The organism is Paenibacillus sp. QJM3NY_38, assembly GCF_056173265.1.
Genome location: NZ_CM149665.1, coordinates 635,665 through 648,127, shown reverse-complemented (window position 1 = coordinate 648,127; position 12,463 = coordinate 635,665). Strand labels below are relative to the sequence as shown.

Annotated in this window: 11 protein-coding genes; 7 read left to right on the top strand and 4 right to left on the bottom strand. The window is 49.4% G+C overall.

Annotated elements, in window-relative coordinates; all coding sequences use genetic code 11:
• Window positions 1–28: 28 nt before the first annotated feature.
• A complete protein-coding gene (locus AC0VZ8_RS02845; RefSeq protein ID WP_260066530.1) occupies window positions 29–679 on the top strand; it encodes an amino acid ABC transporter permease in 651 nt (216 codons plus the stop codon).
• 304 nt (window positions 680–983) lie between these two features.
• Window positions 984–1,418: a DUF6376 family protein gene (locus tag AC0VZ8_RS02840; RefSeq protein ID WP_475485997.1), complete on the top strand. Its 435-nt coding sequence runs from the start codon at window positions 984–986 to the stop codon at window positions 1,416–1,418.
• An 88-nt stretch (window positions 1,419–1,506) separates the two neighbouring features.
• Here AC0VZ8_RS02840 and AC0VZ8_RS02835 read toward each other — a convergent pair whose 3' ends face one another.
• The 4 genes from AC0VZ8_RS02835 to AC0VZ8_RS02820 form a co-directional block, all read right to left on the bottom strand.
• Window positions 1,507–2,622: a hypothetical protein gene (locus AC0VZ8_RS02835; RefSeq protein ID WP_475485996.1), complete on the bottom strand. Its 1,116-nt coding sequence runs from the start codon at window positions 2,620–2,622 to the stop codon at window positions 1,507–1,509.
• A 176-nt stretch (window positions 2,623–2,798) separates the two neighbouring features.
• Window positions 2,799–3,425, bottom strand: a complete 627-nt coding sequence (locus AC0VZ8_RS02830; protein ID WP_475485995.1) for a nitroreductase family protein — start codon at window positions 3,423–3,425, stop codon at window positions 2,799–2,801.
• Window positions 3,426–3,447: 22 nt separating this feature from the next.
• Window positions 3,448–3,852, bottom strand: a complete 405-nt coding sequence (locus AC0VZ8_RS02825; RefSeq protein WP_475485994.1) for a DoxX family protein — start codon at window positions 3,850–3,852, stop codon at window positions 3,448–3,450.
• Between the two features lie 463 nt (window positions 3,853–4,315).
• Window positions 4,316–5,227, bottom strand: coding sequence for a serine hydrolase domain-containing protein (locus AC0VZ8_RS02820; RefSeq protein ID WP_475485993.1), 912 nt, complete (start codon window positions 5,225–5,227; stop codon window positions 4,316–4,318).
• 504 nt (window positions 5,228–5,731) lie between these two features.
• Between AC0VZ8_RS02820 and AC0VZ8_RS02815 the strand changes: the two genes are divergently transcribed.
• The 5 genes from AC0VZ8_RS02815 to bglX all read left to right on the top strand — a co-directional run bounded on the left by AC0VZ8_RS02815 (window position 5,732) and on the right by bglX (window position 12,460).
• Window positions 5,732–6,499 (top strand): alpha/beta hydrolase, encoded by a 768-nt coding sequence (locus tag AC0VZ8_RS02815; RefSeq protein ID WP_475485992.1) that lies wholly within the window; start codon window positions 5,732–5,734, stop codon window positions 6,497–6,499.
• Between the two features lie 11 nt (window positions 6,500–6,510).
• Window positions 6,511–7,470, top strand: coding sequence for an ABC transporter permease (locus tag AC0VZ8_RS02810; RefSeq protein ID WP_260066539.1), 960 nt, complete (start codon window positions 6,511–6,513; stop codon window positions 7,468–7,470).
• 18 nt (window positions 7,471–7,488) lie between these two features.
• Window positions 7,489–8,403, top strand: a complete 915-nt coding sequence (locus AC0VZ8_RS02805) for a carbohydrate ABC transporter permease (protein WP_071222243.1) — start codon at window positions 7,489–7,491, stop codon at window positions 8,401–8,403.
• Between the two features lie 52 nt (window positions 8,404–8,455).
• Complete coding sequence (locus AC0VZ8_RS02800) at window positions 8,456–10,054, top strand: type 2 periplasmic-binding domain-containing protein (RefSeq protein WP_475485991.1); 1,599 nt, start codon at window positions 8,456–8,458, stop codon at window positions 10,052–10,054.
• Window positions 10,055–10,300: 246 nt separating this feature from the next.
• Window positions 10,301–12,460, top strand: a complete 2,160-nt coding sequence (bglX, locus tag AC0VZ8_RS02795) for a beta-glucosidase BglX (RefSeq protein WP_475485990.1) — start codon at window positions 10,301–10,303, stop codon at window positions 12,458–12,460.
• Window positions 12,461–12,463: the final 3 nt, after the last annotated feature.

The window sequence follows — 12,463 nt, the reverse complement described above, 5'->3', positions numbered from 1 at the left end:
TTGCCTAATAAACAGGAGGTGGCATGAGATGGATTTTATCGGTGCGTACTCCTGGCCGAATCTGCGATATCTCCTTCAAGGCTTTTGGATCACGGTGCAGGTTGCCGGCTTATCCATTGTATTCAGCTTCATCATTGGAACCGTGCTCGGGACCGTGAGATATACGAAAACACCCTTCCTGTCGAAGACAACGGCCATATTCGTGGATATAATCCGCAATCTGCCGCTCTTGCTGATCATTTTCTTCATCGGCATGGTTCTGCCCCAGACCGGGATTCGAATTCCCACCTTCTGGGCGGCCGTCGTCGGCTTGAGCATCTTTGAAGGAGCCATGATCGCCGAAATTGTCCGCAGCGGCCTCGTATCGGTGGATAAAGGCCAGATTGAAGCGGCCCGGGCCTCAGGTCTCTCATATATGCAGACACTGCGGCACGTGATTCTCCCGCTGGCGCTGCGCCGAATGTCCCCGCCCATGGTGAGCCAGTTCATCTCGCTCATTAAAGACACATCGCTCGCCGTGATCATTTCACTGCCTGAGCTGATGCGCAATGTGCAGATTCTTAGCGGTTCCAGCTATGACTATGTTATACCCGCCCTTGTTTTTGCGTCCTTGCTGTACTTCACGCTGAATTATCTTCTGTCCGTCATCGCCAAACGACTGGAAGCAAGACAGATCTAATCTGGCCTGCAGTTCCTGCTTCTATCCTGAACTACTAACCATCATCGTGAAAAATGCAATCGACCCGCGATACGCGCGCCCAGGTTCAACCCTGCTCCGCAGCCATTTTGGCTTGCGGGGTATTCGCGCTTCCGGCAAAAAAATAAGAATTCGATACCTAACCCTCCTCGGAGCCATTGTGCATCGATTTTTTTGTCTAATACATAATCATCCTGAAAGGAGACTGCGAAAAAAATACAACCATTCTCCTTGCCATACGTATACAACGTATAAGAACTGCGTTTAGACGACAGGAGGATGAGAAATGATCAAAAGATTATTGTTGATTTCACTTGTTCTGGGAGTTCTCTCCGGCTGTTCCTTGGTGGACAGCGTGAACAATTCGTTGGATTATACGAAAGAAGCCACTACTTTTATTAATGAAACCTCCCAATTTGCCGAATCCATTCCGGAGCTTGCCCAGCAGGCCGCCACGAATACAGATGCCAAGGAAATGCTGACCCAAGAGCTCGAGGCGATGAAAACCCGGATTTCGGAGTTTAATGGCATTGATGCCCCTGCCTTTGCGCAGTCCATCCATGAACAGCTGGTCGGCTTAAACGACACGCTGCTGACCGACATCAACGGCTATATGGATCAAATCCAGAACGGAGTGACCGACTTCCAGAATTCCAACATCGTTCAAACCATCACTAAAATTAACGAAACGATGGATATGCTCCAAAATCTTCAGCCGTAATTTGCCAAGGTCATGACGATAACATAGAAGCCCTGTTCTGATGAGCGGGGCTTCTATGTTTACTAAGGTTTATGTATGTATTCACTTTTCATCTAAAAAAGGATTCCAGATTGGCAGTAAGCGTCTGCTTAACCACATATCGAATTCCGTCTTCGCCTGGCGCCATAATCCAGTATGTCCCTTGGTATCCTGCTTCATCCTTCGGGTCCCAAGCCACAATGAATTGCCATGCGTCGCCAAAGCTTTTATTATATTCTTCTCTGTAACTCCCAGCCAAATTCTCATGCGGAACCGATTCGATTGAAATATGCTGCACGCTTTCAAAAGCTCTCATCCATTCCGTAAATTCCACCATGTCCCGGGCGTACTGACCCGAAAAATATCCCTCGTCTCCACCCGACATCGCATAAAAGGTTTCCGCATCCTCCGCCTGTGCTGCCTGATACAGCAAGGAAACGGTCTGCACCGGATTCCATACAGGCTGCTTCGCTTTTGCTGCGAGAAATGTCCTGTCTTCCGCCGTATGCCGGATCTCTATCGCGATAAGCTCTTCCATTGTCGCCTCTCTTCCAAGCTCATAAGCCCCGGGGTAGATCGTGGATTGCTCCACCACTTTAAGCCCATCAGGGAACGCTGTCACAAACCATAGGTTATGATCGCCCTGACTAAGCTCCTCCAGCACAACCTCGGCCTGGCTGCCGTACGTAAGTGATAGCAGCTGGCGACTTTCCCGATCCAGCCCCTCCTTATCAAAAAGCTTGAATCGTTCCGGTCTCACCTCACGTTTGCCGGCCTCTTCGAACAGCACCTTCAGCATGGCGGGGGACATACGGACACTCGCAATGTCAGCATGACGGAAATACGATGCAGAATCGTTAGCCTGAAGCGCCTCATACATGTTGAGAACCGCTTCAATCGGATCATGGTTGGACTCCCCCGCTGGCGGCTCTACTTCTTGCTTAACCTGGTGATGGCTTTGCTCTTCCGAATGGAATGCCTTACGCAAACTCTCCCTAGCTGGCGGCGGCATTTCCGATGCATTCCCGGCTTCTCCTGCGCTCGGCGTGGCGGAGGTCGATCTATTTTGCTGTACGGATACGGATCCCGGTACCTCCTTCGTGCATGCCACCATTAACATCATCGTCATGACAGCCATAATTAGGATCTGTCCGGATCGCAGATATGACCTCTTCCTCGTCTTCATTTCATTCACCTCCATATATAACGAATACAATCGTATGTAGGATTGGCGCTGCACCGATCTCTTTATATTCATCATCGTCATAACAGAGGGGAATGTTTATCATTGTAGATGAAAAAAAAAGCTCCTGCCAGATTTAAAGACCTGCAGCGAGAGCTCCTTCTCATATTATGCATCATTTAAAATTGATTATAGCTTACAAATTCCAATACCGGCTTGCGATAGCCCCGGGGACGTGGCTTTCTTGCGTCCTCCTTGCCAATCGCGATCAGCATGGCGGGCACATAAGCGTCCGGAATGTTCAGTTTCTTCTGCAGAATCTCGGGATCAAAACCGATCATCGGGCAGGTATCCCACCCCTTGTCCTTAGCCACCATCATCATTAACATCGCGGATAGGCTGGCATTGCGGATGGCTTCATCCCTCATGAAGGATTCTCCGCCCGCTTCATAAAAATTCGTGACGGATTCAACCGTCATGTCATATTCAAGCTTGTCGATCACGCCCAAATTCAGAAAACCCTCATTCATTCTCCCGATTTCCCGGTAGGCCTGCTGATTCCCCAGCACCACGATGACGGCCGACGCGGTAAGTATCTTATGCTGCTTGTTGGCGGCTTCGTAAACCTTGTGCTTGATATCGGGATCCTTAACCACCACATAGTGCGTGTGCTGTAAATTAAAAGCCGAAGGAGCATATTTAACTTCATTAAATATATCGTTCAAATCCTGATCCGGGATTTCAATCCCTTCCATAAATAGATTAGCCGATCTCCGGCTCTTAATTAATGTTGTCAGATCACTCATATCTGCACGCCTCCATCATCGATTAGTTAAAGATTACCGCATCCAGCGAATATGCGCCTGCACTCGTGAGTGCCAATGCAACTGCGACTGCGATCAACAGCAGATTATACTCATATCCATTCGCTGTAGACCAATACCCGTTCCGGCCATGCACCTTCACGATTGCGCCCAGCATCGTCAGCGTGATCAGCGCTGCGCCGAGCACCGTGAGAAATCCAGCCGCAAACAACAGTCCGCCAACCAGCTCCATCAGACCTGACAACACCGCAATCATGACACCAGGCTTAATGCCAACCGATTCCATCCAGCCGCCGGTCCCTTTCGGCCCGTAACCGCCAAACCATCCAAACAGCTTCTGCGCGCCGTGCGCCATGAACGACAAACCAACCACCAAACGAAGTAACAACAATCCAATATCTATAGCCATTTATTCGCCTCCATTTTATTTTTCATTTTCATAATTTATAGAAATCCATCGACACCGTTCATCTATATCTTAATTTAAAGATATATACATATAGAATGATTAACCTGCTTCATCTTCGCTAACGTTTAAACACTTCAAACTTACCCCTTTCAATCAACTAACTTTTATATAGTTACTTAACTTAATATTAAGATATATGAAATACATCCTCCTGTCAACCGTTATTTTAAAGCTAAGCACTCCCAAAAATATCCCTTCCCATCCCTGTCAAAGACACTTCGTAATGACCATGATCGGAATGGCAAGATGCAGAATGTTTCACTTCATCAATGAGGTTCTCCATGCCAAAAAAGCCTTTAGGGGCACCTGCTCACGTTCAGGGAACAACGGTATCGGAACAAAAAAAGGACCCCGTGTCCAATGGACATTGGGATCCCCTTCATGTGAATCTCATGGTAATCCTCTACAACAACGGATAAATTTCCGTCCAAACAGCATCCATGATTTCCTGCATTCGGTCTTCCTGGCTGTTCACCGCAATGACCGCGTCTTTACGAGGTAGAATTATACATAGCTGGCCGGATGCCCCATCAGCACGATAAGCATCATGAGTGCTCATCCAAAACTGACAGCCATAACCCTGAGCCCAGTCTGGGCTTCCCTTCGTATCGATCTGTTTGCCGGTCACAAATCGGATCCATGATTCAGGCACGATCTGTTTCCCCTCCCACAGTCCATACTGCAGAAGAAGTTGGCCAAAGATGCTGAGTTCCTCATTGCTGATGGATAAGCCCGCACATCCCAGCGTAACACCCAGCGGGGATGACTCCCACTTGACATTTTCTATACCCAGGGGCTTAAACAAGCGGGGAGTCAGATAGTCCCTTACCGTTTCCCCTGTAGCTGCCTGAAGCATAGCCGAGATCATAAACGTATCGCCACTGCTGTATGTAAAAATGTCACCAGGCTTCCGGTCAAGCGACAGAGACATATAGTGCTTAGCCCAATCCTTCTCCTTCAAGGATGCTCTTTCATCTGCCCATAACGGCGGCGAATCATGTCCCGAGGACATTCGAAGCAGATTATATAGTGTAATGTTACCGGGATCCAAAGCCGGCTCAAGGTTGCCATTTACCGAGGTGTTATCATTAAAAAATTCACCCAGACGGCTGTCCAGAGACAGTTTACCTTCCTCAATTGCCAGGCCGACGGCCATACAGGTAAAGGATTTGCTGATGGAATGTTGGACACGCCGCTTGTCCTCTGTTAAATCGAACTTTTCCCACAGCTGGCCGCTTTGACGTACCCGGGTTGAGTGCACCTGCAATCCTCTGTCTGTAATGTAATCAATAAAGCCGGATAATCGATTAGACATGGATTTACCTCCTATCCGATAGTCATTTTAACTGCAGCCTATAGGTCGCAGTCCTGAAAAGGTCTTCAGCTTTATTTATTCATATATCCAATTCCAGAATAACATGTTTAAACTTCGATAGAAACGTTTCAACAGTTTATAATCCCTTTAGCTAAATATGTTCTAATGAAATATATATATAGCTCAATACATTGGAAGCGTTTTCCTTGCTCATATTCCACCTAATACGGGAGGTGAAATAGAAAAAAAGGCCCACTCGACATAATTTGACACAGAAAACCATTTTTTCGAAATACTATATTGACAGAAGATATGGAGTGGAATTATGATGTTATCGAAACGATTCGATTAATCGCTTTCATAAAACTAAATATAACGTTTTATCTTCTTCAGTTACTGAACTGACAGGAATCTTCAGCAGTCTCGGTTTTTATATCGAAATAATCGGTCAATAGATACCTGAGCCACCTTACCTAAATCACACGATAATGAAAGGGGTTACATATGGCGCATATCACGATAGAGACCGGGTCGCCTACCTTATGCATGACGACAAGCATCCATGTCGTATCGCCCGTTGACTCAGGCAAGCCGCCGGAAAACACGCTCTACCTTCTTCATGGAGCAGGCGATAACGCAAGCACTTGGCAACGCCTGACTACCGTTGAGCTATACGCACACAAATACAACTGCACAGTCATCATGCCGGAGGCAAACCGAAGCTATTATACCGATATGACGTATGGGCTTAACTATTTTTATTACCTTACCAAGGAGCTTCCGGAGTTCTGCAGCCGGCTGTTTCAATTGAATACGGACCCGGCCCGAACCTTTGTCGCCGGTTTGTCCATGGGCGGATACGGAGCGCTTAAATGCGCGTTCACTTATCCGGGCCGATACGCAAAAGCCGTTTCGTTATCCGGTGTAACCGATATTCGGCAGCGAATCCATGATATGGACATGCCTCCCGGCATGCTCAAGGAAATGCAGGCCGTATTCGGTCCGGAGCTGGAAATCCAGCCTAGTCAGGATCTCTACGCATTGGCAAGACAACGCCTGGAAGAGACCGGCAAGCTCCCTCCCATCCTCTGCTGCTGCGGAACCGAGGATCCCTTTATCGGAATGAACAGGGAATTCGCAGCATATATGCGGCAAACCGGATCCGACTTTCGCTATGTAGAAGGACCAGGAGCACATGAATGGCGGTTCTGGGAAGAGCACCTAGAGACAGCCTTTGATTTTCTTTTTAACGACAAGACCCAAGAAGAGTGAGGAGATGCCACTTGAAACCTGCAGCCTTAGGGCCTGACAAAAAACCGACCGAACGTTCGAAGTTTAATAAACTTCTGTCCGAAATTAAAAAACACCGAATGATCTATACCCTGCTTCTTCCCGGACTGATATGGCTGTTGTTATTTGCTTACCTGCCGATGGGCGGCCTGTCCCTTGCATTTAAGGATTACAAAGCCAACATGGGTATCTGGGGCAGCCCGTGGGTCGGTTTCGAGAATTTTAAATACGTGTTCCGGGACCCGACCTTTATCGACGCCGTATGGCGCACACTTTACATCAATATCATCAAGCTTGCCATCACCTTTCCGGTCCCGATTATACTTGCACTCATGCTCAATGAGCTTCGGATGGGACGAATGAAAAAAGCATTCCAGACGGTGCTTACGTTCCCACACTTCCTGTCATGGATTATCGTATCCGGGATTGTCATCAACGTTCTGTCTTATGACGGGCTTGTGAACAGCACCCTGGCGCTGCTGGGACTGCCGACCATTAACTTCCTGGGGTCCGAAGGCACGTTCATTCCGATGATCCTGATGACGGATATCTGGAAGTCCGCCGGCTGGGGTGCCATCGTCTATCTGGCTGCCATCTCCGGTATTGACCAGGATCAGTACGAATCGGCTCAGATCGACGGAGCCACAAGAATGCAGCAGATGTTCCGAATTACGCTGCCCAACATTATGCCGACGGTTACGATTATGTTCATCCTGTCGGTGGGCGGACTGATGTCCTCCGGATTTGACCAAATCTTCAACTTGGCGAACGCCGCAACCAAGAACGTATCGGAAGTACTCGACGTTTACATCTACCGGATTACCTTCCAATCGTCAACAGACTTCTCGTTCTCCACAGCGGTCAGCTTGTTCAGATCGCTCGTCAACATGATTCTCCTCCTGCTTGCGGACAGGGTTGCTAAAAAAATGGGCGGAGACGGTTTATTCCGTTAAGAAAGGAGTGGAAAAGGAATGAGCACGATAGCTTCACAACCGAAAGCGCGGAAAACGCGCAAAAACAAGAAAAGAATGACGCCGCTTGACTACATTCTGTTCACCGTTCTGTTGGTACTTGCCTTGCTGATTTTGATACCTTTCTGGAACGTCATCATGATCTCGTTCGCTACGCCTAAGGAATACGCGGACAACCCGCTTATGATGCTGCCCATGAACCCCACGCTCGAAAATTACAAGGCATTGTTCGCTGACGGAAGCATCCTGACCGGTTACTGGAACACCTTCAAACTTCTGATTGTGGGATTGCCGCTCAGTCTGTTTTTAACCGTGACGATGGCGTACGCACTCAGCCGTAATAAATTTCCCGGCAAAAAGCTGATCTTTATGCTGGTGTTGTTCACCATGATATTCAACGGCGGTATCGTACCGCTCTATCTCATCATGAAATCGCTGCATTTAACCGGAACACTCTGGTCCGTTATCCTGGCTGGCAGCTTCAGTGCCTTTAATATGATCCTGATGATGAACTATTTCCAGGGCCTGCCGGAGTCCCTTATGGAATCCGCACGGCTTGACGGTGCCGGGGAATGGAAAATCCTGTTCTCGGTCGTGCTTCCGCTGGCCGCTCCGATCATAGCCACCATCACGCTGTTTTACGGCGTTGCTTACTGGAACAGCTGGTATGACGCGATGATCTTCCTCCGAAAGGCCGACCAGCTTCCGCTGCAGAACGTGCTCCGGACCATCATCGTGGAATCGCAGACCAATGCATCCAATGCTGCCAGCGTGGATTCCGTAGGAAAGGCCAATTTCTCGACAGGTATGAAAATGGCGGCCGTATTCGTCACCATGGTGCCGATTATGTGCTTCTTCCCGGTGCTTCAAAAACATTTTGCCAAAGGGGTATTAACAGGGGCTATCAAGACCTGATTGATGCATAGATTTTTTTCAACAAAAATCTGATTATTCATGGGGGTAAAACATGAAAACGAACAAAAAGCTGTCGACAAAATCCATTCTTACCATGCTGCTCTGTCTGAGCATGATCATGGTGACGGCGTGCTCGAGCAAGGAATCTTCTGGCGGCAACGAGAAAGACGAGAATGGCAATTACAAAGAAAAGCTGAAGATTTCAGTAGCCAGCACCGTTACGCTCAAAGACGGCGCGATGGACAACGAGTTCCACAAGTTCTGGATGGACAAGTACAACATCGAGTGGGATTACAACTTTATCGAATGGGATTCCTGGGGCGAGAAGCTTAGACTCTGGATCAACTCTGGCGATTTGCCCGATGTAGCTACCTGGAACTATGTTCACGGCGATGCTATGAATTACATTGATCAAGGCCTTCTGTACAAATTCCCAGATGACTGGAAGGAACGCTGGCCAAACGTGGCGGCGGCTTACAAACTGACAGGTCTCGGCGATAAGCTGGAAGAGCTGACCGGCGGAACGTATCTTTTGCCTAGACCCGTTTATTACGAGAACAAGCCTGCAGACCCGCTCACCAACCAGATTGGTGTTATTGCAATCCGCAGTGACTGGGCGAAAGCAGTCAACTTTGAAATCAAGGACGTTTATACAACAAGTGAAATTATGGAGTACGCACGTCTGGTTAAAGAAAAAGACCCGGGCAAAGTCGGATCCAAGCTTGTTCCGATTTCCTACAACGCCGACGATGTCCTGACCAACATCATGATGCCAAACAGCGAGCACTCCCGTGTCGAGTCCGCTTTCTATAAAGGCGAAGACGGCAAATACCACTGGGGTCCTGCCGATCCTGAGACGCTTACCGGTTTGAAGCTGATGCAGAAAGCCTACAAGGAAGGCCTTCTCAATCCTGAATACTACACATGGAAAAACAGCGAAGGCAGCAACAACTTCCGGGTTAACGGCACGGCTGCTGTTATGAGTCTCGGCGGTTTGGCCTCCTACCGTAACGATGTGGATAAAGACATGAAAAAGAACCTGAACCTGAACAGCGATGAAGTTGTTCACACCGCTATCGTACTTGGTGATGACGGGAAATACCGTAACCTGGAGCAGGTTAACTTCTGGTCGGCACTGATCTTCTCGCCAGACATCAGCGAAGCCAAATTTGAACGCATCATGGACCTTCTGGAGTATTCCACAACTACAGAAGGACAAATGACGCTGAACATGGGCTTCGAGGGAAAAGACTGGAAGTACGGAGATAACAAAGAGCTGATCAGCCTGCTTCCTGAAGGAACCTCGCTGGAAGATAAATACCCTGGCCGTTTTGAAGGTCTCTACCTGCTGGGCGACGACTTCAGCATGATTAACCCGGCAATCAAGCAGGAATACCGCGATACGGCAATCAAGCATTACCAGAACAAAGCGAAGCTGGGCAAGGAAGGCGGAAAGCTGGCCCTGTATGAATGGGACGTTCAGCTCTATGATTCCAAAGCCAAAAATCAGGCAACTTTCGCTTATGCAGACGAGTACACCAACCTGATCCTCCAAGAAGGAGACTTGGAAGCGAACTGGAAAAAATGGGTTGAAAGCAAGCAGTCTCTTGTACAACCTGTATTGGATGAACTTAACAACCTAAAGAAGTAAAACAAACAGCTTCATAGAGTTGGCCTGAGGCATTCGCCAGCGGTACAAGTCATTGAACCCGGTGTGCAGGATTTAAGATGCAGCCGGGTTCTTCACTTCTGCCGTCCTTCGTTCTTCTGAATGAGGAGCTTGCACAACTGAGCACGATCCTATGTTGTACAGGCTCCTGAGAAAGGAGAAGGATATATCGTTCGTCCGTCTTCAGCCAATCTGTTCTCTTATATATAAAAAAGTGGAGGGAATTACATGGACCAGAAGCAAATTAACGACCTTCTAACGAAGATGACGCTCGAAGAGAAAATATCTCAATTGCTGCAGCTTACCGCAAATCTTCATGAAGGCACAGAAGATCAAAGTCAAATTACAGGCCCTATGGAGGAAATGGGAATTACCGGAGAGATGGTCCGGGCCAGCGGCTCGGTACTCGGTCTTTCAGGGGCAGCTTCGATCATAGCATTACAGCAGGATTATATGAAAAAAAGCCGTCTCGGGATACCGCTCTTGTTCATGGCGGATGTAGTCCACGGCTTTAAGACCATCTTCCCCATCCCGCTTGCGATCGGCTGTTCCTGGGATCTTGTACTAGCCGAAAAAAGCGCGGAGATCGCCGCCCGGGAATCCGCCGTCTCCGGCATTCATGTCACGTTCGCGCCGATGGTTGACCTGGTACGCGATCCGCGCTGGGGAAGAGTCATGGAAACGACAGGTGAAGATCCGTATCTGAACAGCTTGTTCGCCAGAGCTTTCGTGCGCGGATATCAGGGAAGCGGGCTTGCAGAGGATAACGAACGCCTCGCTGCTTGCGTCAAGCACTTTGCCGCATACGGCGCCGCGGAGGGCGGCCGTGATTATAACACAGTGGACATGTCAGAGAGACAACTGCGCGAGTATTACCTTCCAGCTTATAAAGCCGCTCTGGATGAAGGCTGTGAGATGGTGATGGCCTCCTTCAATACCGTTGACGGTATACCGGCTTCCGGCAATGAAAAGCTGATGCGCGGTATTTTACGGGACGAATGGGGCTTTGAGGGCATTCTCATCTCCGACTGGGCTTCCATCCGGGAAATGATTGCTCACGGGGCCGCAGAGGATGACTGCGAAGCAGCCTACCGGGCCATGCGCGCAGGCGTCGACATTGAAATGATGACCCCCTGCTATGTCCAGCATCTGCCGCAGCTGATCGAGAGCGGACGTATCGACGAATCGTTGATTGATGAAGCGGTTCTTCGTATTCTCCAGTTGAAAAATAAGCTTGGGTTGTTTGAGAATCCGTTCCGCGGCGCAGATCCGGAACGTGAGCGCGAAGTGCTTTTCTGCGATGAGCATCGGCGTGCCGCCTACAAACTCGCTGTCAAATCCAGCGTTCTTCTCAAGAATAACGGCGTTCTTCCGCTGCAGCCCGATTCCAGCATTGCCTTGATCGGCCCTTTTGCGGACCATGAAGACATCCTCGGATGGTGGTCCTGTGTCGGCGCCAAGGAGGATGCGGTGCAGCTCGGAACTGCCATGCGGGAGCGCGTAAGTGGCAACCTTACCACGGCTGCCGGATGCGGCTTTGATACGATGACTGCAGAGCAGCTGGAAAAAGCATTGGAGGCTGCCCGCGAAGCAGATGTCATCGTTCTCGCCCTGGGTGAGGAGTCCGCCATGAGCGGTGAAGGCGGCTCACGCACAGATATCACCCTGCCGGAGGTGCAGCTCGAGCTGGTTAAGCACCTGAAGAAGCTGGGCAAGCCGATTGCCGCTGTCATCTTTAACGGCCGCCCGCTGGATCTGCACGGTGTTTTCGACGAAGCGGATGCCGTGCTTGAGGCCTGGTTCCCGGGCAGCGAAGGCGGGGCCGCCATTGCTGATCTATTAATCGGACGCGCCAATCCATCCGGAAGACTTACGATGTCATTCCCGCATTCAGCCGGACAGATTCCCGTCTATTACAACGCCTTTAATACAGGCCGTCCGATGGATCCATCCAAAACCGGCGAACGCTATGTATCCAAATATATAGACAGTCCTAACGAGCCCCTGCTGCCATTCGGATACGGTCTATCTTATACCTGCTTTGAATATGATGGGCTTCACATCTCCGGCAGTGAAATGACGGCAGAACAGCACCTAACCGCAAGCGTTGAGGTAACCAATACGGGTACAAGAACGGGTATCGAAACCGTTCAACTGTATATTCGGGATATAACGGGCGAAGTCGTTCGACCGCTGCGGGAGCTAAAGGGATTCCAACGGCTGGAGCTTCAGCCGGGTGAAACCAAAATGGTCGAGTTTTCCATCAGCGAGGACATGCTCCGGTACCACCACAGCGATCTCCGCTTTACAAGTGATCCCGGGAGCTTCCAATTGTTTATCGGCCCTAACAGCCGGGATACGCTCCAAGCTGCCTTTAAGCTTATATAACCC